Below are 23,643 nucleotides of genomic sequence, written 5' to 3' on the forward strand. Positions count from 1 at the left end.
AAACACCAGGCGAATTGAAAATACACAATCCGCCCTTCTACTGTACTCGGTTGAGAGCCGGATTGCACCTAAATTCCGATTCTAAATCCCACAAACCAAGTGTCAAGCACAAACCGGTGGTAGGGACCGCAACAGGTCTGAGGCTTGAGGCATGAGGAAACAGGCGTGAGGCCACGAGTTGCACACGGGGTTTCCCACCCCCACACCCGGGTAGTTCTGCGCGGGTCTCCAGACCCCGCCCCATCCCGACCGCAGGTCTCCAGCACCCCCAACACCACAACCAACAAGCTCACCCCCAAAGCTACAGGCCTTCCCCCACAAAAAGCAAATATGAGCCCCACTACACAAAAACACCCACAAACCAGCGCAATCGCCCAGCAAAGCACAAATCCCCCCCAACCCCACCTCCGGCCACTGGCCACTTTTTTTACTGCCCACCGCCCACCAAGCACCAGCCCCCCTCTACTATTGGCAACTGAACCGCCAAACTGTTAATTTGAACGAAACAGGGGCGATTCACAGTCGGGCAAGCGTTCCCACTTCCACATCGCCGCCCGATTTCTACGGGAGACCAGAGCAACCGATGGATTTTGAAAAGCGGCTCGAACGGGCCATTGAACGCGGTCAGCACCAAGGCGACGTCCAGGCGCGCGAAGATGCACAGCGCAAATTGGGCGAGGCCGAACTGAAGCAGCTCCATATTAAGTACCAATTGGAGCTCTCCGAACAGATCGAGGACTGCCTCCGCAAATTGGCCGACCATTTTCCCGGTTTTCGCTTCAACACCGCCACCGACGAACGTGGCTGGGGGGCGACCATCTCCCGTGATGATTTGCTTGTCGAAGACGGCCGCCGCGCCAATTCCTTCAGCCGACTGGAAATGGTCATCAGCCCCTTTGCCTCCGTGCATATCCTCGAACTCCGCGCCAAGGGCACCATTCACAACAAGGAACTCTTTCGCCGCACCCGCTATCAAATGCTCGTCGAAGCGGACCCGGAATCCTTTCGGCAATTGATTGACATGTGGGTGCTGGAATACGCCGAGTTGTACGCGTCCAACGCCTGACTACCCTCCCCCCTACACTCGCTGATCGCGACATGTTTTGGTAAAGTTAGCGGCGACGTAACAGCGCGCCGCTACCCCGAAACCAAGCTAATCGATTCGCGAGTGATCCCCGATGAGTTCCACGACACCTGACGAGCGACTTCGTTCGGCCTTAGCCAAAATCGAAGCCGCCGCCGCTGAGAACCGCTTAACACCCGCCAGCGCCACCAACGCCTCTCGGTGGCTGACTGAACCCTATCTCGCTGAATATGTCCCGGACGTGCTCGCGCTGGTCGATGCGGACCGTTTCGAGGAATTGGACCGCCTGTTCTGGGAAGTGATCCCCTTTGGGACCGGCGGACGTCGCGGCTTGATGGCCGACATCGGTTCTGCCACGATCAACAACCGCACCATCGGTGAATCCGCGCAGGGACTCGCCGTCTACATGCAACAGGCCACTGGAAAATCCAGCGGTGTGGCCGTTGTGACCAGCGACACGCGACTGCGTTCTAACGATTTCGCAAAACTGACCGCCACAACCTTCGCCGCCAACGGCCTCAAGGTCTACTTGTTCGAATCGCCCCGTGCCACCCCCGAGTTATCCTTCGCTGTGCGGCATTTGAAATGCGACGTCGGCGCCATGGTCTCCGCCTCCCACAACCCCCCATCGGATAACGGTTTCAAAGCGTATTGGTCCACCGGTGGCCAAGTCCTCCCGCCGCACGACAAAGGCATTATCGATTGCGTCTATCAATGCCAGGAACTCGCCACCATCGACTTTGACGAAGCAGTCGCCGCCGGCAAAATTGAAATCATCGGCGCCGAAGTCGACCGCGCCTATATCGCCAATGTCCTGGCCATGAGTCTTTCCAAAGCGCGCGACATCAAAGCCGTCTTCACCCCCTTGCACGGTGTCGGCGAGACAGCCGTCTATCGCGCCGCTGAGGCCGCCGGATTTGAAGGTGTTTCCATCTTTGAGCCGCAACGCGCCGCTGATGGAAACTTCCCCAACGTCCCCGACCAATTGCCCAACCCCGAACGCCCCGAAGTCTTCGCCCCCGCCATCGAACAAGCCCGCGCCGAAGACGCCGCACTTGTATTGGCCAGTGATCCCGACGCCGACCGCTTGGGAATCGCCGTCCGCAACAGTGAAGGCGATTACGTGCACGTCAGCGGCAATCGCATCGGCGTGTTGATCGCCGACTACATTTTGCGCAAACGGAAAGAGACCGGAACCCTCTCGCCGGAACACTATGTGATCGAAACGTTAGTCACCACACCGCTCATCGCCAAACTCGCACAAGCCGCCGACGTACGAGCCATCGACGATCTGCTGGTCGGCTTCAAATACATTGGCCAAACCATGGACCGCGAAGGGCCGGACAACTTTGTCTTCGGCGCCGAAGAATCACTCGGATACCTCGCCGGCCAATATGCCCGCGACAAAGACGCCGCTATCGCCGGCTTGTACATTTTGGAACTCGCCGCAGAACTGCACGCCGAGGGGAAAACCTTGCTTGATCGATTGGACGAAATCTACGTCGAGCACGGGTACTTCACCGAATCGCAAACGTCGCTCGTCAGCGAAGGCCCCACCGGCAAAGCACAGATCGATGCGCTGATGCAAACATTCCGCGTCGCCCCCCCCGCGGAGTTGGCCGGCATCAGCCTCTCCCGCGCCAGAGATTACGGCACGCACGAAATCCGCTCCCTGCCCGACAATACACGTGTCGAAGATCTCCCCCAGCCACAAGGGGACTTGGTCTTCTTCGATTCGGCCCCCGGCGAACATCAAATCTCCTTCGCCGCCCGCCCTTCAGGAACCGAACCCAAAATCAAATTCTACTACTTCGCCCAAGCCAGCTGCCCCAACAAAGACGCCCTAACCACCGCCAAAACCAACCTAGAAGCCACCCTAACAGAATTCAAAACCGCCCTAACAAATTGGGTCAAAACGGTCGTAGACAATTAACCCCACCCCCCTGATCTCTGGCCACCGGCCACTATTTCCCTGCCCACTGGCAAACCATGAACCGCTCCAAACTGCTGGCGTATCTGCAAATCGTCCGGCTACCGGCCCTCTTCACGGCAATGGCCGATATCTTTCTGGGATATCTCATCGTCCACCGCAGCTTCACATCGGTGTTGGACTTCGTGCTGTTATTGTTGGCCTCCGGGGGTTTGTATTTGTCCGGAATGGTCTTCAACGACGTCTTTGATCGTCGCATCGATGCCCAAGAGCGGCCCGGACGCCCCATTCCCTCGGGACGTGTTCCGCTAACCAATGCAATCGGACTCGGCGGCCTGTTAATGGCCGGCGGCGTTGGCGCTGCTTCGGTCGTGGGACCATCCAGCCTCACGGTCGCCCTAATGATCGTCGTCGCGATCTTCGCTTACGACTGGCTACTCAAAGCCACGCCGTTGGGACCAATCGCCATGGGCAGTTGCCGCAGCCTGAATGTGATTCTCGGCGCCAGCACGGCCCCATCGCTCTGGAGCGGACACCACATCGGCATCGCCCTCGCGCTGGGCGTCTACATCGTCGGCGTCACCTGGTTTGCCCGCTGCGAAGCCAACACCGGACGCCGCAGCAAATTTCAAGCCGTCACCGGCATGCTGCTCGTCAACACCGGTGTGATGCTGCTCATTTCATTCGTACTATCCACCAAGAACCTAGGCAACCCCCTCTCGGTCTTGATGCTCTTCGCGGTGATCCTACTCGTGATCAACCGCCGCCTCGCAGCCGCAATCTTCGATCCCGTCGGCCCCAAAATCGGCCTAGCGATCAAGACCATGCTCCTCTCCCTTCCCCTCATCGACGCCGCCTTAGTCCTCTTCGTCACCCAACGCGTCGAGTACTCCCTAGCCGTCGCCGCCCTCGTCATCCCCGCCCTACTCCTCGCCCGCCGCATCGCGGTGACTTGAGTTGCTAGGTTGAAGGAAGGCAGGCTTGAGGCGATAGGCATGAGGATCCTGATATTGCCAAGGTTTCTTACCCCCACATCAGTCCGTCCACAGATTTCCACCACCGCGGGAATCCTAACCAGCCGTGAGTTCTAAAATAGCCTCATGCAAAGCCGCAAAGATCGCCAAGAAATAATCGGGGTAAATCGATTTCATAATGCCGACTGAGTGGCCGGGAGATCGTTTTTAAGAGATTAATAATCGGGTTGGACATCATATCCGCAGACCGTTGATAATCGATTCGATATGGAAAATTCCTTTGCGAGTTTTGCGGCTTTGCGTGAGGAGTCTTTTCATTAGCGTCGAATTTTACGAGAGGCTCCCGACCCGCTACTCCACACTCAAAAGCCAGTCATCTATCCGCCCCCTCACCCCCTCCAACTGCGACCCCTCCGCCGGCAATACGTTCGCCAACCATTTCGCGAACCGCCAAGAAATCACCCGGTACAAACTGTCCCCTTCCCGGCAAGCCACCCCCGGCCGTTCGAACGGCGACAGCCCTTCTTGCTCGCGTAAAAAATTCCGCAACTGCTCCGCATATCGCATCCGCTCAATCCGCGGCTGCTGGAACAACACCTCCGCCAACCGCACATCCGCCTCTCCCGCTGCATAACAAACCGCCTCAGGATGCGGCAATCGCTCAAACACCAACCACATCACACGCATCACGTCCTCCTGCGCCGCATACGGCGGCGAGACTTTAGGCTTTAGGCTGTAGGCCGTAGGAAACAGGCGTGAGGACATTAGTTGTGCGCGGGTCTCCCGACCCCTCGTTGTGCGCAGGTCTCCCGACCCCGCACAGCCCCGACCGTAGGTCTCCAAAACGCAAAAACACCAACACCCCAGCATAATCAAGCACAAGTATCCCACCCAATTCTGGCCACCGGCCACTAACCACCGGCCACTTTTTTACTGCCTACTGCCTACTCTTACTGGCCACCGACCACTCGCCACTCTCTAGCCGCCTACTCCTCCTCACGCTCCGAACGCATCAACTCCGGATCCGCCCCGTCGCGGCGGGCCACTTCCGCCTTGCTTAAGATTCCCGCGTCGCACAGCCGTGCATCGGCCAAGCGTTCGCGTGGGCGATCGCGATTCACCAATTCCGGCGCGCTCCAAAGCGGCACCACTTGATCATGAAAATCGTCCGGCAACAGCCCCGCCCGGATTGCTTCGGAAATCACCCAGCGCCACAATCGCTCAAACTCAGCGACGAAAAACTGTTGCTCCGCCTGGAACAATTTCACCGCTGGCCCCTCAGCCACCATCGTCGATGCGAAGTTAGCGTTCGAGGCATCGCACGTCAGCATGAACTCCGGTAGTCCCTGGCCCGCGGCCAGACACAACAACAGCAACCGCCCCATCGGCACCGCATCGCCGAAGTTCGTATCCGGCTGCAAGAACTGCAGATCGGTTCCTTGCGACGTCGTCAAGATCGTCCCGGCTCGCACCTTCTCACTTCGCACCGTCCCGTACGGATCGGTCCGCGAATTGTGTTGAGCACCATCGGCCACCGAAGCGACCTCCGAAGGCGACCCCTGGACCTTGCGCCATAACACAATCGACGACTGCAACCGCCGCGCGAGTAACTCCGTCTCCAACCATTTGTCGAAACTTTCGAGCGTCTCAATCGCCGGCGCTAATATGGTCACGCCCCGTTTTAGATTCGAGTCCGCTCCCAATTTCGTATGCAACATCTCTGCTGCCGGAATCTCCTCGCGTAGTTCCAACGAAACCGCATCGACCTGTTGATACGCCACCGGCGTCTCGACGTCTTCCGGCTGAGTCAAAATTCCTTCGCCCTCCTCCTGATGCGCGGGCGTCGCGATCGTTTCGGGATCAACAAACCGCACACTTGGCGGCCAAGCCGGACGACGAAACAGCCGCAAAAAACATTCCCCATCCCGCCACGCCCGACGGCCATATTCGCGGTAAGAAAAGTGCCGCTGATTCGCCCGTAAAAACTCCGCCCACACCGCATCCGCGCGACCCGCCAATTCCTTAGCCGCCGCATCCTCATGTCGCGCCCCGTGTGACAGTTTCAGCCCCGGCCCCACAACGTAAATCTCCAACAGCCGAATCACATTTCGCGCATGCGAATTGGTCATCGCCAACTGCCGCGCTCGCGTACGCAAATCAGTCCGCTGCACCGCATCCATGGCCCCGCTTCCCGGGCCCAACAACGTCCATTTCCCCGGATCCTCAGAAACCGGCAACGGCCCCGACGTTTCCACCAAGTTCAACAACCGCTCCTGAACCCGCCGAGCATAACGAGCCCGCAAAGCCGCCACCCGCCAACGATCACGAAAGTATCCCAACAACGATTCGCTCCTTTAAAATAAGACCTGAGGCCTGAGGTAACAGGCATGAGGATACGAGTTGTGCACCGGTCTCCCGCCCCGGTCATGTTGTGCGCGGGTCTCCCGACCCCGCACAGCCCAGACCGCAGGTCTCCACCCCCCCCTGCACCACACCCAGCAAACAACCCCCTCTCACTCCAATTCTGGCCACCGGCCACTAACCACCGGCCACTTTTTTACTGCCTACCGCCAACCGCACTACATACGCCCCACCAACAACCACTCCCCCCCCGAAGCCCCTTCTACCGCATGCAAACAAGCCGCTCCCAAGGCAAACGCCCGGTCGTCGTGTTGCCGGCCGCCCACGTGATGATCGATGCGACAGCGGCCCGAAGCGGATTGCCGTAACACGACGCTGGCCAATTCCGTCTCCAAATCGTCTCGACCCCACTCAGCATGCAACTCCCCGCACCCGGCGTACCAACGCACCAGTCGCTGCAAAATCAACTGCCGCAAATTGAGCGCCAGCGCATGGTTGCCTCGCCCCGACAGAAACTCAAACCGCCGCACGTCAAACCGACGGCCGAATTTTTGAATCGTGCTCACCAATTGGTATTCGTCGACCACAAAGGTCACCGCATGAAAATCAGCAGCAATGCGTTCGATCCACTCCTCGACCCAGGCGACCTCCACCGGCGCATCGGGTTGTGGACGGACCACGTCCATGCGATCCACCACAACCCGCTGCCCCTCGCGATGCACGACCACACCTACTGTGTAGTCCCGCTTCTCCGCATAGTCGATCGCCGCAATATAGCGACACCCCGGCGCACTCCGGCTCCGCTCCGACAAGACCGTATCGCGGCACGCTTCGGCTTCGGCCAATGTGACGAATTCTCCACCACCCTCTTGCCAAATGTTGCGCCACAAGCGGTCATAAACGCTGGGCGGTAACAATTCCCGCTGTTCTTGTAAATCTTCGTCCCGAATCCACGGGGCACACGGTCCGGCGATCGACGAAAAATACCACGACGAACTCGTCCGCGCCGCCTCACGCACATCCCATTGCCAACCTCGGCCCACACCAGCGTTTGTCAAAATCGCCAACACGCAGTCACGCTTCTTGGCTGCCGACGAAAACAAGGAATGCCACATATCCGGTCGCGGCCAATGGCTCAATTCGTCGCACACCACAAAGTCCGGCAACGCCCCCCAGGAACTTTGCACGTCGGAACTAATCACCTCCAACCGGCTACCGGTCCTCCCGTTCACCACGCCGTGTTGCCGGAATTTGAGAGGCCCACACAATCCCCGATTCAGTCGCACGAACCGTTCGATCGCCTCGAGCAACAACGTTGCCTGATCCAAATCCGCCGCCGCCACCAAACCATTCACAGCGCTCTGGGCGTACAGCAAAATCCACAACACCTGCGCCGCCATGTCCGACGTCTTGCCATGCCCCCGCGGCCGTTCGATATACGCCCGCCGCACGCCCACAGCACCACCGCGGCCCGCCAACGACATCCACGCCCCGTCCAGCGCCGCGAAATCCGCCGCCTGCCACGCTTCGGTCGCGTCCCCCAAACAGACCGGCGACCCCGGCCTCAGCCGCAACTGCCGACGAAAATCCGCCGGGCTATACTTCGCCGCCCGCCGCTTGAGCGCCCCGTGCAAGCGCAACCGGTACCGCAAGTCCCTCCGCTGTTGCCAACTCAAGCAATTCTGCATCGCTCAACCGTTCCAGTTCGTCAACAGCGTCCTCCCCGTCGGCGTCCGCCTTCCAACTATTGGGCGGTCGGTTGCGCAGCCACAGCGTCATCGCCGGCACGCTCCCCTTCATCGCATGTGTGTAGAGCGCCGCTTCGACATTCTGCGTCAGCAGTGCCTGCGCATCATCATGATCATCACGAAACTCCGCGCACTCTCGCAGCGTCGTCAGCACCGCCGAATACGGCACGCCCAATTGCGCGCAAATCAACGCCGGACTCGCCCCCTTCAACAGGAACTGCAGATACGCCTGTTGTTCCGCATCCGTCAACAACCGCAGCCCCACCCGTCGCACCAATATCTCCGCATCACTCATCACACCCCCTCCGTAGGTCATGCTGTGCATGACGAAACTTTGAGTCGCGACACCTCACCGAAAAACGTCATGTACAGCATGACCTACCAATTCTGCCTGTGCCCTCAACCCTGCACGTTCACCCGATTATCAAACACATAATAAACCGGCTCCGCATACCGGCTCTTTTCAAATGCCTGTTGCGAGACCAACGTCTTCCCGCCGTCGGCACGACGTCGCGTCCCCCACAATGTCGAATGCCCCGAACGCGATCGCTCTTGCGGTTGTGACTGCCCCACCCGCACAAATCCCGCCCGTTCGAAAAACGGATTCACATGCCCCATTTGCGTCAACGTCTCGATCCAAGGCCACGGACACAACTCACAACTCCGCCGCACAAACGAAGCAGCCAGCCCCGCGCCGCGATACGTCGGATGCAACACCACCCGCGACAAATTAACCAGTTGCCGATTCAGCAATTGCAGCTTCACGCGTGACCACCGTCCCGACATCGCGAAAAACCGACGCCGATGCCGCAACGAAATCGGCGGACAGGTAAACAGGCAAATCCCCACCGCCCGCTCACCATGCCACAGCACCGTCACAAACCGCGTCAGCCCGACGCCGTGACTGCGGTAATGCCACCGAGCGAAATGCGGCCAGTCGGATTTGGTCCCGCGACTGATCCACAAGTCGTCGCCAAAGCTGACGCTTTTTTTTTACGCTCATAGCGGGTGACTTCCGGTGGACCATCCAACGCGCACCGCATATGCAACGTCGGCTGCAGATCAACCAACACATCTTCGTGCGTTGTCGCCAACAAAAAGCCCGTCGCCGTCTTCCCGGCACGCCGCGCTAAGTTGAAGGCTACCACCTTGGCCAATGTGCGATCCAAAGTCGCCGTAAATTCATCCGCCATAATCCACAGCGGTTGTTGCGCGAGTGCCAACGCCAAGCGAAATCGATACCGCTGCCCATCGCTCAATTCCGCAGGCCGCCGCAACATCAAAAGCGCTTCTCCCAAGCCGCACATCGACAACAGCCGCGCCGCCTCCTCAAAGCATCCGCCCAACGATTCCACGAGAATCGCATCTCCCAAATCCAAGGTCTCAATGTTCACCACGCCCGGCAATTCGCCTACGACCGCCCGCATCAAACTCGATTTTACCGACCCCGACTCACCCGTAAAACAAACCACGTCGCCCTCTTGAATCGGCAATTCCAACTCCTCGGCGATCTCATGCCGTCCTGTTTCAAAACCCACCCCAAAATGATCCATCACCGCCGCTGTCCGCAAACTCATCTGTTTGGGCAAAAACGTGTATCCCACCGAAATTTTCACAGCTCTTCCCTCCTCAAAACAAACTCCAGCATCGTCGCTGAACGATCTTAAAATTGCGCCGCCCGCACAATGACCTGCCTCAATGCAGATCGGGCGAATTCGCCAAAAACTGCCCTAGACCTGCTGCGACAATTCTGCGAAATTCCGCCCCTCTCACTCTCTCAGCAATCACACAATCTCTACATCTCTCACTTCAAGCCGCCCTCGTTGCGCCTGGTCTCGCCTCGAATCTTGGCAACCCGGCGAGGCCGCCCGGAGGATCCGTCCATGCGACTGTTCATTTTCTCACTGTTCGTGACCGTTTGTGTTTCTTTCACCGGCTGCGGCCTGGTCGATGCCAGCAAAGAAATGACCGACACCACGCTGGGCCTTTTTGAACCGAATCCGCGCGATTACGACGATGCAGCGCCTATGGTTGCTGAAAATTGGAGTGAATACGGCAAGGACGCACGCTCCGATCGCCCCACCGATAAACTTGACGACCCGATTAACAAAATGCTGTACAGCGATAAGGCCCGCGCCATTGAACGCAGCGTCGGCTACGAATACAAATAATAGACCGCAACGTAAGCGGTTGAGACGCTGCCCAGCCTGTGCAGCTTGAAACGACCTCGACACACTGTATTTTTCAACAACGACGCACACACCAGATTCATCTCGGCGCCAAGCTGCATTTTCTCTGCCGTGGCTGCGCTGCTCGAACGTGCGACGGCCAAGCCAGCAGGGGCGAGACGATGCAGGGACAACCTGAAGAATCGGACCGCCCGCGCTCCGTACGGACCGCTCAATTCCGCGTTGCTGAATTGGATTGCGCCGAGGAAATTCGCCAGCTCGAACAGTCTGTGGGCCGTCAACCGGGGATCGTCGAACTGAAATTCGACATCTTCAAAAACCGCATGACGGCCATCTACGACCAGGCCGTCACCGACCCCGAACAGATCATCACCCGCATTTCCGAAATCGGCATGCGGGCGCAACCCTGGGCACCGATTTCTGCCCAACACGCCCTCCCCTGGTGGAAACAATGGCCGACTTGGTTGGCGACTCTGTCCGCCGCATCTCTGATTATCGGCACCACTATTCAATTCACACATGCCGGTGACTCCGCCGCATTGTGGATATCCCGCACCGCCTACATGGCCGCCATTCTCGCCGCCTTATGGCAAGTCGCCCCCAAAGCCTGGGCTGCGTTGAGCCGCCGCCAACCCGATATGAACCTGCTGATGACGGTCGCTGTGATCGGCGCGATCGCCATCAACGAATGGTTCGAAGCCGCCACGGTCTCCTTCCTGTTCTGTGTGGCACTTCTGCTGGAACACTGGAGCATGGGCCGCGCGCGACGGGCGATCTCCGCCCTCATGGACCTTTCTCCTCCCACCGCGCGGCGAATCGATGCCGCAGGAAATGCCGAATCATTGCCGGTCGAAGAGATCGTATTAGGCGCGTTGATCTCTGTCCGTCCCGGTGAAAAAATTCCGCTCGATGGCGTTATCCGCTCCGGTCAGTCCGCCATCAACGAAGCCCCCATCACCGGCGAGTCCCGCCCGGTCGACAAACAGCCCGGCCAAGAAGTCTTTGCCGGCACGATCAATGAAGACGGCGCGCTGGAAATTGAAGTCACGCACATCGCCGCCGACTCCACATTGGCCCGCATCGCGCAAATGGTCGAAGAAGCCCAAGCCGCCCGCGCGCCCAGCCAACAATGGGTCGAGCGTTTTGCCCAATACTACACGCCCGCGATGATGGCTTTGGCCCTCACCGTGGCGGTCATTCCCCCGCTGCTCTTTGCCGCCAATTGGAGCGAGTGGATTTACCGTGGACTGGTCGTGTTGGTCATTGCCTGCCCCTGTGCGCTGGTCATCTCCACACCCGTGAGCATCGTCTCAGCTCTCACAGCAGCTGCCCACCAAGGAGTATTGATCAAAGGGGGGCGGCACCTGGAATCGTGCGCCACGATCCAGACCATTGCCTTTGATAAAACCGGCACGATCACGGTCGGTAAACCTGTGGTGCAATCCGTTACGCCGTTGAATTCCTATTCTCACAAACAACTTCTTGAAGTCGCCTCCGCTCTGGAAGCCCAAAGCAGTCACCCCATCGCCAGCGCCATACGGCATTTCGCTGCCGCCGAGGAAATCACCTCCCCCACCGTCGAGGACCACCAGTTGCTCAGCGGTCGCGGTGTGGTGGGCAACATCGCCGGCGAACCGTATTGGATCGGCAGCCACCGCCTCGTCCACGAACAGGCGGACGAATCACCCGGTGTCCACGAAAAAGCGATGGAGCTAGAACAGGCCGGCCACTCCGTGATCGCCGTCGGCACCCGTAAACAGGTCATCGGACTCATCAGCGTCGCCGATGCGCCTCGCGAAATCGCCGCGCAGGTCCTCGTCTCCCTGCGTGAAGCCGGCGTCAAGCGTATCGACATCCTCACCGGCGATAATCAAGCCACCGCCGAAGCTGTCGCCCAGATCATCGCTGCCGATAACGTCAAAGCCGAATGCCTGCCTGAGGATAAACTCAACTACATCCAACAGCTCTCCGCCCAAGGTGAAGGTGTGGCCATGGTCGGTGACGGCGTGAACGATGCCCCCGCACTGGCCGCTGCCACCGTCGGAATCGCCATGGCAGCCATGGGAACCGACACCGCGATCGAAACCGCCGACGTCGCCCTGATGTCCGACGACCTTTCGCGAATCCCTTGGCTAATTCGACACGCGCGGCGAACACTCACCATCGTCCGTCAAAACATCGTCTTCGCGCTCGGACTCAAGGTCTTGTTCATCATCCTCACGCTCTTCGGCGAAGCCACACTCTGGATGGCCATCGCCGCCGACATGGGCGCATCGCTACTGGTCATCTTCAACGGTCTGAGACTACTCAACGCCGCTGAAAGAAGTGAGGCGTGAGGGGACAGGCTTGAGGGTTGGGACGCCCGACCCTTCCCACTGACCACGCTCCCCAGCCAAACAGCGCACGAAAAAAGGGAGCCGGACGACTTGCGTCACGGCTCCCTGGTTCATCATCTATTACTCAAAAACTGCGTCGCGATTAGGCTTCAGCGCCTGGATTCGGTGCAGCTTCGGGTTCCGCTTCCGGCTCGGGAGCCGGTTCTGGAGCGGGTTTTTCCGTTTCGTGCGTTTGCGGAGCTCCGCCAACGCTACAGTTGCCATCGGCACAGCCACCACCGCAGCTCGAACACCCACTGTTGCAGTTGGTCGGGCAAACGGTCGTCGGAACCATACGGCAGACTTCATAGGCAACCTGCCGCGGCACACAACGAGCAACGCAACGAGTACGCGTCTCGGCGACTTGGCGAGGCACCATTTTGCAAACTTGGAAAGTCCGGGTGTACGGCACTTTCTTGGCCACACAGTAAGGAACTTTCTTCACATGCGTTTCCGTAACCATTTTGCAGGTCCGGACAGGAACCGTGCAGACCCGTTCTTCGCGGACCATTTTGCAGGTGCGAACCGGAACTTGACGTGATTTGGTTTCGCAAACCCAACGGCAAGTGCGAACCGGCACTTTGCAGGTCCGTTGTTCGCGAACCATGCGACACGTCCGCACGGGCACTTTTTCGACAATAGTCTCAGGAACGTACCGGCAAACTTGAACCGGGCAGCTTTGCCGCACGACTTCGCATTTGTAGGTCGTACAGGGAACTTGGCACTGAACCGTTTGCGGGCACCAAACACGTTTGCACGTGTAATGTCCCGGGCACTGCACCATGCAGACCCGCGGGCAACCGCATTCGTCCGTCACGCAACGCCGTTGAACCGGACCAGGCACATAAACCTGCTCGGTTTTCCAGCAACCGGTCTGTTTCGTCACCGTACGATAAGTCGTCACCGGTTTGCGAACCGTGTAGCAACGTTCTCGGTTGACGGTTTCGACAACGCGTTTCATCACCGTGCGACGACACTCTTTTTCACAGGTTTCCCACACAGGTCGGCACACCGTGTAAGTGCGTTCGCATTCCGTCGTTTCCCAAACCGGGCGACGAACGGTGTAGTTGCACTGCTTGTACGAGGTTTCCCAAACGGGTTTGCAGACCGTGTAACGACGTTCCACTTGGGTCGTCTCGTAAACCGGACGGCAAGTCGTGTAGGTGCAATCCCGTTCGTGTTGCTCCATAACCGTCTTGTAGCAAGTCTCTTGGCGATCTTCGACCTGACGATCATAGACCGTCTTGTGGCACGTGTACTCTTCCTGCTCATACACCGTTTCATAAACGGTCTTGTAGCAGGTCTGCCGCTCCACCTTGCAAGCTGTATAACAGCAAGAAGGCTGGCAGGCGGCTGTCGGGCAACAGTTGTACCCAGCTGCACCGCAATAATTACCGGCTTCAGCAAATGAACCGCTTCCGCAGAATGTGGCAAGGGCTACCACCATTACTGCCCAATTGATCTTCATGGTAACATCTCCTTTGGTGTTCCAATTCCTCGAATTCTTAGCACGCGCCTCACAGCGTCTCCCCCGTCTTCCGCAAACGCCCATTTCATCATGCATCGTGGCAATTCTTATCCACGAATGCAAAGCATTTTTGGTGTCAAAACGGAGAATCTGCCGTTTCTAGCGCTCAAACGTCTGATTGACGCTCAAACATAGGTCATGATTTTTGGCGAACGTGCGTAAAAAGGCGAAAATATTCCAAATCCTCTATTGGTACCATCTTCCCACGCCGGCATTCTGCCCCCTGTCCGCCCCCCTCAGACCCCCTCCGTGGTCCGCCACGGCAAAAACTATGTCGCAAACACCGCCGCAAAATCGTTAAATTCTGCTCTGCTTGTGTATCTAAACATCCTGTGTAATGTTCTGAGTGGCCATTCGTCAAGAAACAGCCACCTGAGAACACAATCAGAGACTGAAATAGAAGCAGCCACTGTCAGCGAAAACAGATGCAGATCCACTGCCCGCTAAGAACTTTCGCAGCAATTTCACGGGGTCTCGCCAACCGCATTCAGTGTCTTGATGGCGTTTCCCGCGTCGATCCGAATCCGCGGTTCGGCATGGTTTTGGGCAATCGGGGACAGCAACTCAATCAACTGCTCACGCTGCGCAACCGTCAAAGTCGTCGCCAGCAGCTCAATCGCCATAATCCCGTTTTTCACCGAAGCAAACCGCTCAAAGGCATCGTCTTCCTCTTGGGGTACCCGCGTCGCCGATTCGAGGATTTCCACCAACACGGGAAATCCACTCGCATCCGTATGTCGCGCCAATCCAATCATGGCGTTCGCTCGCGTCGCCGCATTGCTGTCGTTTAACAGGATCTGCAACCGTGCGGTGGCCCGCTCGGAATCGAGCATGCCCAAAGCAAACGCCCCCATCTGTCGCATCAGCGGCGCCGAATCGGCCGGGGTCATCTCGGCGGAGACTTCTGAAAGCTTCTCGATCAGCGCATCGGTCAACTCCGCATTCAAAGGTTGTCCTGCTTCCTGCGCTCGATTGGCGACAATGGCCACAGCCGCTAATCCGTTTTTACGAACCTCCAGATCCTGATCCGCATCGATTGCGCGAATTAATGTCGGGACCACCACATCCGGCACGCGTAATAGTTGGACCGCCCGTGTTAAAAACGCTTGCGTCTGAACTTCATCTTCGTTGGGCGAAGTACGGCTGAGTTCTTCGTTGAGCAGTCCACACAGCGCGTCGGCTACTTGGCGATTTCCAACCAGGTTTTCATCCGATCCCCCCTTTTTGTCGTCCAGCGACAACATCTGTGCGAGCCCCATCGCTGCCCGCCAACGGATATCACCGTTCGGGCTGCCCACCTTCTGCACCAAATCCCGCCAATCGTCTTGGGATGATGCCATCAACCCAAATACGAAGACCACCCCCACGATCACGCCGATGATTAACGCCGGGATCAAAAATAATTGCAGAATAAATCCCGCCGAAGGGGGCTCGACCGGCGGAAGTTCGTTCGGCAAGGCGGCATCGTCGTCGTATGTCGGTTGATCAGTCATCTGTCGGCGTGAGTCCGTCCGTTATCTCGGACAAAAAGGCGGGAATATCGTCGTCCCAGCCAGAGTGGACAACGAAGAGAGACTTACCAGTAAGACTTAGTCTAGGTACGTAGCTGCCGTGATTGCAAGCGTCGCCATTGGTCCTCGAAATCCCCCCGGACAGCAGGCCACACCGCAGACAGAAACGCCGAAAAGCAGACGTCCGGGCCGACGCCTTTAAGCAGAGCCTGCCCCTGGCGAAACCAACGTCGGCGCCGAATTCGCAGCGATTTGCTCGACCTGCCGCGGCGTGCGAGGATTGATGCCTTGGATCAGTCGCCATAACAACGGCAACGTGATCAACACAGCGATGGCGATCGTCGCCCAACCGTACAACATTTGGCCGTCCACATCACGAACCAGCGGATTCCCACGGAATCGATCCAATAACTGCGGCCCAATGCGGGCATGGATGACCCCCAGCGAGTTATAAATCAGATGGAAAATGACGCCCGGCAACAAACTGTTGCTGCGGATCGCGATGATTCCCAGCACCAGCCCCAACAAAGTCGCATTAAAGACCTGTTGCGGAATCATGTGCATGAAACCAAAGGCAAAACTCGACAGGCCGATCGCCATCCAGGTGCGGCCCGTGCGCCGCAGCCCGCTCAAGATGAAACCGCGAAACGCCAGTTCTTCGCAAATCGCCGGGGCAAGGGCCATCGTCCCCAGCAAAATCCACCAGGGCATCTCCGCGCTCATCAACCGCTTCAACGGCTCCGCCATCGATTCGGGTAACTTCGGGAAGAACCACTCGAGTTGGTACGACCACTCTAGCGAGAGCACATGCAGCGCCACCGCCAGCACCATGGCCACACCCACCATTTTCAGCCGCGGCAGATGAAGCCGAAAGGTTTGCTTCAAACTGGTGGTCAGCATGACCCCCATGAATAGCGCTGGGCTGGCAATCACAGCAATTTGTGTGATCAACAGCATACGGATCATCCACCCCGTACCAGCACCGGCCCCCGATGAGCTGATTGCTACAAATTGCAACATCATGATTAGAATGAAACATATCACCGCCTCAGAAAAACTCGGCGTTGGTTCCTTGTCCCGCAAGAGATGATGTACCCACAGCTTTAGGTCGAACCGCTCCGCTTCACGGAACAGGACATCTTCGCTTTTAAATTGTTCAATCGCCCAATACAGTGCCAGAAAGCTATAAAAAAGCGTCGATCCCAACACGGGCACGGCGTACACATACAGCGGCGCCGTTGACAACGACGACATCAACAACCCTTTGAGCAACAACGCCACGCCACAGACCGGCATCACGCTGTACATTGGCCGCTCGGTCAGTTCCACCCCCGGTGACAAACAGAACATCGTCAAACCGAGGGTCACCATCAACAGCGGCGTCAGGTAATACTGCCCTTCCTTGCTACTGCGAGCAAACGTCGCCAATGCCAAACAGAGCGAACTAAACATCGCCGCCAACGGAATGAGAAAGATCACGATCCAGGCAACATCTCCCAGCGATGGCAACGTCGGTGTTGTCATCCCCGGCATCGTGCGCGCCCCCATCAGCCCCACCATATAGCGGCCCGTCATCCCCATGCTGATCAAATTCAGCAAGGCGGTCATAATGCTAAACGACATCACCGTGAAGAATTTGCCCACCACAATCTCCGACCGGGAGGCGGGGCAAATCAACAAGGTTTCCATCGTGCCCCGTTCTTTTTCGCCGGCCGCCAAGTCGATCGCCGGATAAAACGCCCCCGTGATCGACATTAACACAAGCAAACCGGGAAATAATTGGCTCCACAATTTCGAACTGAGCTGTTCGATCATCGCCAGATCCGCGCCGCGGGCCTCCACCGGGCGATGCAAATTCGCCGGCAGGTCCGCCAGTTCTAGACGCTGATCGAGAATCTGATCTTCCCAATGCTCCAAAACCTCAGCAACGCGGCTGTAGGTGATCTGCGATTTTTCATCGGCGCTGTTGTGCACAATCAACGGGCGTTCATAGTCAGCAATCGGCACCGTCGCTCCGCCGCGCTCGACCAATTGCTGGTTGGCCGATGCAACCGATTCGCCAAAATCCTGGGGAATAATCACTAAGGTTTGGATTTTCGACTCGGCGAACAGCTTGCCCATATCGGCATTGATCGCCGTCAACTGCCGCCGCAATTCCTCCATCCGCTCGGTGTTCGCAGTCCCGAAATGGGCTGTCCCCTGCAATTCAGCCAATTCCTGTTGTAGCCGTTCGCGCTCGGGAACCATCGACGAAATCGACTCGGCCCGCTGCAATAGCTCTGCATCTTTTTCAGAAACTTTGCCGTCGCTATTAGCCGCCACCAGCTCCGATTGCGAGAGCACCCGCAATTTCGCGGCATCCGCTGAATCGGAAAACAGATCTCTGGCGAATCCATCCCCTTCTAACAACGGCGGCAAGGTTTTGGGCGATAAATTGTTGTCTCCCAAGATCACGACCGTCCGTGGTTGCTCGGAAAACAGCACCGTCAATTGCACCATGCCGATTCCCAGACCGGGATACAGCAGCAGCGGCAAGACAATGATCATGAACAACGTACGCCGATCACGGAGCTGATCGCGCAGTTCCCGCATGAAAATCAGTTTGACATTTTTCCAGTTGATCATGTTTGCCGTGCGAGGTCCCATGGTCGTTGATTGCGTCGGCCAAAGTCGAAAAACGTTACCCGGCCTCGGCCGCAGCTGCGGCCAACTCCGCTTCGTAAGCTTGTATCAAATCAAAGAAGACCTCTTCCATATCCGATTCCTGGTAGCGGTCTTCCAACTCTTGCACCGTCCCCATCGCCAAGATACGTCCCTTGTGAATGATGGCAATACGGTCGCACAGTTTTTCCACTTCGCGCATGATGTGCGTAGAAAAGATAATGCACTTGCCTTGATCCTTGAGCCGCGCGATTGCTTCCAACACCGCGCGAGCGACCAGCACATCCAATCCCGACGTGGGCTCGTCAAAAATCATCACCGGCGGATCGTGCACAATGGTCCGTGCGATGGATACTTTTTGCTTATTCCCGGTCGACATCTTGGAGCCAAGCATGTCCCGGATTTCGTTCATCTGCAATGTTTCAAACAGCTCTTCCAACCGCGCCTGCAGAGCGTCCTCGGGCATGCCATACAGCCGGCCGTAGTATTCCACCATTTCCCAGGCGGTCATGCGGTCATACACCCCGGTGTTGCCCGACATGAAACCGATCCGCATGCGAACCTTCGCCGGATCGGTCGCTACGTTATAGCCGGCCACCTCGGCGATTCCGCTCGTGGGGCGCAACACTGTACTCAGCATCCGCAGACAGGTCGTCTTGCCCGCACCGTTGGGGCCGAGCAAACCGAAAATCTCGCCCGGCTGCACGTCGAAACTCACTCCATCCAAGGCGTGCACAGTTCCGCGGCGCAAATCGGCAAAGCTCTTGGTGAGGTTCTCAACGTGTATCATCGGGGGAATCCTGACAACCGTGCGGATCATTTTTTTCGCCAAAAACGATCCCGCGTAGCGCAGTAGCTGGACGACTGGAATCCAAAGTTACCCCATTCTTGGCTGCGGAACCGCTTCCGACGCCAAAATTCTGCCTATGGCAACACGTTCAGCGGCGACGAACCCGCATGACCGGCCAATTCCAACGATGTGGCCTCGTCAACTTCGTCGATGTACTCATAAAACACATTGCGCTGCCGCGGTATATAACCACATTCCTGAATAACTCGGCGAATCGTTTCCAGCGATAAATAATGCACCGTCCCCGCTTCCGCGACGACGTTTTCCTCGATCATCAAGCTGCCCATGTCGTTAGCGCCGAAGTACAGCGCCATTTGCCCCACCTTTTCTCCCTGCGTGACCCACGACGATTGGATATTCGCAAAATTGTCCAAATACAACCGGCTCACCGCTTGGGTCTTCAGGTATTCGAACGCGCCAACCGGCGGGATGTGCGAAAGGTCCGTGTGGTCCGGCTGGAAGGTCCAGCAGATATAAGCAGTGAATCCACCCGTTTCGTCCTGCACTTGCCGCAACCGTTCCAAATGCTCGATCCGCTCGGCCAATGTCTCCACATGCCCGAACATCATCGTTGCCGAAGAACGGCCCCCCAACTCGTGCCACACGCGATTCACATTCAACCAATCATCCGTCAGTACCTTACCGCGGGTAATCTCTTTGCGAACGCGATCTACTAAAATCTCACCGCCGCCGCCCGGCAAACTCCCCAGGCCCGCTGCTTTGAGTCGCTCCAGCACAGTTTTGAGCGGCAATTTGCTGATCTTGGTGAAGTGATGAATTTCCGGCGGACTGAAGCCGTGAATATTGATCTGTGGAAAGTGCGAGCGCAAATCGGACAGCAGCTCCTCGTACCATTCCAACGGCAACTTGGGATGCAGTCCCCCTTGCAGCAAAATCTGGTCTCCTCCCAATTCGACCGTTTCCTGCAGCTTTTTGTACAATTCCTCGCGCTCTAGCACGTAGACTTCGGGGTGATCGGGTGGACGATAAAACGCGCAAAAATCACACACCGCCGTGCAGGCGTTGGTGTAGTTGATATTGCGATCGATGTTGTATGTGCGGTACGGCTCGGGATGCAGCCGCTGCGTCACCGCATTGGCCGCTTCGCCCAGCGCGTTCAAATCGTGCGACTCAAGCAACTTCAGCCCTTCTTCGGGCGTCAGCCGGCCGCCGTCGACCGCTTTTTCAAGTAGTGGCGCAATTTCTGAAGACAAGATCCACTCCCTCCGGAGCCAAGCCGTGTTCGACGGCCAACTCATAAAACCGATTCAGTCCAAGACGTTCCCGCTCTCCCAACCGGTAATAAAGATTATTCGTCAAGTAGTCAATCGTCGTGTCCAGCGGAATTCCCAACAGCGGCGCTTCACGCCGGGCGATTGCCTCAATACGCTCGACACCCAAATCCCGGGCCGCACTAAGCGCATCGGCTACGCTGCCCAGATCCGTCTCCCGATGCGCCACCCACATGGCAAACACAAACGGCAACCCGGTCCACTGCAACCACTCGCCGGCCAAGTCCCAGGTTTCGACGAAATTCTCCGCCGGGGGATGAATCGCCCGGTCACCGATCATCAACACCCCGTCGGCATCACTGTCCGCCACCGACCAGGTCAAGGGCAACGGTTTGAGTTCCGGATGCAAGCCTAACCGCTCGGCCAACAAAATCCGCACCAACGTCGCACTGGTCCGCGATCCTTGATCCAGCGCCAACGTCTTGATCTTGGCAGCCGGTACGCGGCAATACAATTTCACGCTGAGCACATCGCCACAAGCCGCCACACAGGCATCGGAAATCACTTCATAATCCGGGTTTTGCAGACAGGCAATCGAGGGCACCAGCGCCACATCCAAATGGCCGCCCGCCAGATCATCCGCCAACCGACTGGGATAATCGAGCCGAAGATCAATCCCCTTCGCCGCCTCGGCCAAACCCTCGACCAGAGGTTTAGAATTCAAATAATTCACGGCACCCACACGCACCGTATCCGGACTCCGTCCAGTCATTTGTTCATGTTCCTATTAAAAAATTTCACCACGGAGGCACGGAGGACACGGAGAGAAAAGCTATCGACTGTCGAATAGGCTTTGACAGTCTCCCTCTAAAATCTAAGGTCTAAAGCCTACTGCCTCCGTGCCTCCGTAGTGAATTGTAAAGCTCTCCAACCGCAGTCGAAAGTTCCCCGCAAAACCAGTCACTTATTGTTTTCAGGAAAAATCGTCAGATTCACCGGTTTGTCGGTATCGAGTAGTGCCTTGCTGGCCAGTTTGGGGACGATCGCCTCTAACATTTCCAGATATTTTTGCCGCAAGGTCATTTGCCGCGATTGCTCATAGGTTTGCACGCCGCCGTCCGCATCGGCTTGGAACTGGGCGACGATTTTCCCGAAGCGGTCCGCTTCGCCGCGCGCCGATTCAATTGCCGATCGTCGCGCGGTCTCTGCTTCATCCACATTTTTCCGCGCGTTCGCCGAAGCGGCGGCCACGGTTTGTTCACGATAGGCCAACGCCTCATTAATAAACCGTTGTTTCGAGGCCCGCGCATTACTCACATCCACAAATGCCTGCTTCACCAACAATGGTGGCGAAACACCGGCGATGTCTACATCTTCAATCACAATTCCCAACCGATGCGACTGAACCAACTTCCGCGTACGCTGAGTCAGCATCGCACGCAATTCGGCCAACCCCAACGGGTGCACAAAATCGACGCCGCTGCGGGCAACCACGTCTCCTAATAACGACTCAGTCATTAACCGCAAATGCTCTTCGGGATTAACGCAGCCAAACAAATAATCGGCCGCATCCGCTTCGGAAATACGGTATTGCACGTTGACTTGAACATTCAAAATGTTCTTGTCGCCGGTAAGAAACTCGTCGAGCTGGTACTGATCGGCTGCTAAGAGAAATTGATCCCCTTCGAGCGATTCCGAGGCCACACCCCCGATTTGCAGCGTACGGACTTCGCTGGGATTGATGCGGGAGATCGTGGTCATCGGCCAGGGCAGCGCATAGTGCAATCCGCTCCCGACCAACGGCAACCGCGCGCGGCCGAAGCGACGCAGGAGCGCCTTTTCATTGCCCCCTACGATATACAGGCCGCTGGCAAAATAACCGGCGACGAGAATCAAGATCACAACCAACGCGCGTTTCACTTTGTGGCCTCCGCACGCGTTTTCTCGGAGATCGTATCGGGTGTCGCCGACGATTGAGACACGTTTTTCTCAGCAGCGGGCGTCTCCGTCGGCGGATCAGCCGGCTTGGTTTCCGGTTGGGGTTCTTGAATGTCGGGAATCCCTTCGGTCAATAATTTTAGCAACGCACTGGAGGCCGAAAGTACCAGCGTGGTCCGTTCATTGAGAATTTTGTGATACGACTGCAGCGTCCGTTCGAAACGATAAAACTCTGGATCCTGCGCATGGGCTTGATTTAAAATCCGCAGCGCTTCGGCTTCTCCCGTTCCGCGAATCCGCTGTGCATCCGCATCGGCCTTGGCTAGAATCTCCTCACGCTGCCGGTCCGCTTGGCTGCGGATCACGGTATTCTGCGCCAGACCCGCGCTGCGATAACGATCGGCGATTTTTTGACGTTCGCTCTTCATCCGCTCAAACACGGCAAACCGGTTCGCTTCGGGAAGATTGATCCGTTTGATTCGCACGTCGACGATTTCAATTCCTAATGCGTCTCGCGGTGAGGTTGCCCCCTCTTCTGATTTTTCAAAGCGCGACTTCAATCGCTCGGTGAGCGACTCCATTGAACTATCGCCCTGCGGACCCGCTTCGGAGTTTTCGACGCTGAGCAGATCGGTCAACTCCACCCGGCCAAACTCCGCAGACAACAACGACTGCAACCGCGACATCAACCGGTCCTCAGCCGTGGAGACGTTCCCCAAGGCGCGAAAGAATCGCACCACCGGCCGGTCCGACAGTTCCGTCGACGATTCCGCGGACGTGGGAGCAATCCGCCAACAGACGTAAGTATCAACGGTGATATTTTTCTTATCCCCCGTGAACAATTCACGGCCCGGCGGATCGAGCAATTGCAACCGGCGGTCAAACGTCCGCACCGTCGAAATCGGCCACGGCAACTTGAACTGCAAGCCGCGATCCTCCTCCCGATCGTAAACAGCTGCAATGGTCCCCAGTCGCTCGACGATCACGTATTGCGTCTCATCCACAAACACCACGCAACTGGCCAACAGGGCGATGACCGCAAAGACCGCACCCCACAGGACCAGTGTCCGCAAGGCACGGCGCGCCAATCGGCGACCGGCAGTTGATTCAGATCCTGGTTTTGTCACAACGTCACTCATGGTTTTCAGTAGTTCCACAAATCCGGTCAAACAATTCCGCATGCATCCCAACAAACACCCCAACGGGGTGAATCACCTTAGCCTAGGGTAAGCGGCACAGCCGCGCCACCCTAGGAAAGCCGT

The 23,643-nt window shown here is 57.4% G+C and carries 19 protein-coding genes; 5 read left to right on the forward strand and 14 right to left on the reverse strand.

The features are described 5' to 3' along the window. Positions 1-583 precede the first annotated feature (583 nt). From CA54_RS03175 to CA54_RS03185, 3 genes are all read left to right on the forward strand, one after another. A complete protein-coding gene (locus CA54_RS03175; RefSeq protein WP_146369411.1) occupies positions 584-1,066 on the forward strand; it encodes a hypothetical protein in 483 nt (160 codons plus the stop codon). A 112-nt stretch (positions 1,067-1,178) separates the two neighbouring features. Beyond that, the gene (locus CA54_RS03180) at positions 1,179-3,017 is read left to right on the forward strand and encodes a phospho-sugar mutase (RefSeq protein WP_146369412.1); all 1,839 of its coding nucleotides are present in this window, start codon (positions 1,179-1,181) and stop codon (positions 3,015-3,017) included. Positions 3,018-3,073: 56 nt separating this feature from the next. Then, a complete protein-coding gene (locus tag CA54_RS03185) occupies positions 3,074-3,970 on the forward strand; it encodes a UbiA family prenyltransferase (protein ID WP_146369413.1) in 897 nt (298 codons plus the stop codon). A 369-nt stretch (positions 3,971-4,339) separates the two neighbouring features. On the opposite strand, the gene CA54_RS03190 is transcribed toward CA54_RS03185, so the two are convergent. The 6 genes from CA54_RS03190 to CA54_RS03215 all read right to left on the reverse strand — a co-directional run bounded on the left by CA54_RS03190 (position 4,340) and on the right by CA54_RS03215 (position 9,713). Further along, a complete protein-coding gene (locus CA54_RS03190; RefSeq protein ID WP_146369414.1) occupies positions 4,340-4,753 on the reverse strand; it encodes a hypothetical protein in 414 nt (137 codons plus the stop codon). Positions 4,754-4,974: 221 nt separating this feature from the next. Then, positions 4,975-6,330, reverse strand: coding sequence for a phage portal protein (locus CA54_RS03195; protein ID WP_146369415.1), 1,356 nt, complete (start codon positions 6,328-6,330; stop codon positions 4,975-4,977). Positions 6,331-6,567: 237 nt separating this feature from the next. Further along, positions 6,568-8,037: a terminase large subunit domain-containing protein gene (locus CA54_RS03200; RefSeq protein WP_231962945.1), complete on the reverse strand. Its 1,470-nt coding sequence runs from the start codon at positions 8,035-8,037 to the stop codon at positions 6,568-6,570. Further along, positions 7,946-8,422: a hypothetical protein gene (locus CA54_RS03205; RefSeq protein ID WP_146369416.1), complete on the reverse strand. Its 477-nt coding sequence runs from the start codon at positions 8,420-8,422 to the stop codon at positions 7,946-7,948. Before CA54_RS03205 ends, CA54_RS03200 begins: the two co-directional genes overlap by 92 nt. Positions 8,423-8,496: 74 nt before the next feature. Further along, complete coding sequence (locus CA54_RS03210) at positions 8,497-9,063, reverse strand: hypothetical protein (protein ID WP_146369417.1); 567 nt, start codon at positions 9,061-9,063, stop codon at positions 8,497-8,499. Next, on the reverse strand, positions 8,985-9,713 hold the full coding sequence (locus tag CA54_RS03215) for an ABC transporter (protein WP_146369418.1): 729 nt from the start codon (positions 9,711-9,713) through the stop codon (positions 8,985-8,987). The genes CA54_RS03210 and CA54_RS03215 overlap by 79 nt, the downstream gene beginning before the upstream one ends. Before the next feature lie 267 nt (positions 9,714-9,980). Between CA54_RS03215 and CA54_RS03220 the strand changes: the two genes are divergently transcribed. Continuing rightward, positions 9,981-10,268, forward strand: a complete 288-nt coding sequence (locus CA54_RS03220) for a hypothetical protein (protein ID WP_146369419.1) — start codon at positions 9,981-9,983, stop codon at positions 10,266-10,268. A 179-nt stretch (positions 10,269-10,447) separates the two neighbouring features. Continuing rightward, positions 10,448-12,622, forward strand: coding sequence for a heavy metal translocating P-type ATPase (locus tag CA54_RS03225; RefSeq protein WP_146369420.1), 2,175 nt, complete (start codon positions 10,448-10,450; stop codon positions 12,620-12,622). 142 nt (positions 12,623-12,764) lie between these two features. Here CA54_RS03225 and CA54_RS03230 read toward each other — a convergent pair whose 3' ends face one another. The 8 genes from CA54_RS03230 to hflC form a co-directional block, all read right to left on the reverse strand. Then, a complete protein-coding gene (locus CA54_RS03230) occupies positions 12,765-14,129 on the reverse strand; it encodes a hypothetical protein (RefSeq protein ID WP_146369421.1) in 1,365 nt (454 codons plus the stop codon). Positions 14,130-14,653: 524 nt separating this feature from the next. Then, a complete protein-coding gene (locus CA54_RS03235; protein WP_146369422.1) occupies positions 14,654-15,682 on the reverse strand; it encodes a HEAT repeat domain-containing protein in 1,029 nt (342 codons plus the stop codon). 216 nt (positions 15,683-15,898) lie between these two features. After that, positions 15,899-18,325, reverse strand: coding sequence for an ABC transporter permease subunit/CPBP intramembrane protease (locus CA54_RS03240; protein WP_231962946.1), 2,427 nt, complete (start codon positions 18,323-18,325; stop codon positions 15,899-15,901). 55 nt (positions 18,326-18,380) lie between these two features. Next, positions 18,381-19,151, reverse strand: coding sequence for an ATP-binding cassette domain-containing protein (locus tag CA54_RS03245; protein WP_145374702.1), 771 nt, complete (start codon positions 19,149-19,151; stop codon positions 18,381-18,383). A 134-nt stretch (positions 19,152-19,285) separates the two neighbouring features. Continuing rightward, a complete protein-coding gene (gene mqnC, locus CA54_RS03250) occupies positions 19,286-20,425 on the reverse strand; it encodes a cyclic dehypoxanthinyl futalosine synthase (protein WP_197532173.1) in 1,140 nt (379 codons plus the stop codon). Further along, positions 20,397-21,215 carry a menaquinone biosynthetic enzyme MqnA/MqnD family protein gene (locus CA54_RS03255; protein ID WP_146369425.1) on the reverse strand — a complete coding sequence of 273 codons (819 nt, stop codon included), beginning with the start codon at positions 21,213-21,215 and terminating at the stop codon, positions 20,397-20,399. The genes mqnC and CA54_RS03255 overlap by 29 nt, the downstream gene beginning before the upstream one ends. A 188-nt stretch (positions 21,216-21,403) precedes the next feature. Further along, on the reverse strand, positions 21,404-22,363 hold the full coding sequence (gene hflK, locus CA54_RS03260) for a protease modulator HflK (protein ID WP_197532174.1): 960 nt from the start codon (positions 22,361-22,363) through the stop codon (positions 21,404-21,406). Beyond that, positions 22,360-23,520 carry a protease modulator HflC gene (hflC, locus tag CA54_RS03265; RefSeq protein ID WP_197532175.1) on the reverse strand — a complete coding sequence of 387 codons (1,161 nt, stop codon included), beginning with the start codon at positions 23,518-23,520 and terminating at the stop codon, positions 22,360-22,362. Before hflC ends, hflK begins: the two co-directional genes overlap by 4 nt. Between the last annotated feature and the right edge of the window lie 123 nt (positions 23,521-23,643).

The sequence above is a fragment of the Symmachiella macrocystis genome, from assembly GCF_007860075.1.
Taxonomy (GTDB): Bacteria; Planctomycetota; Planctomycetia; order Planctomycetales; family Planctomycetaceae; genus Symmachiella; species Symmachiella macrocystis.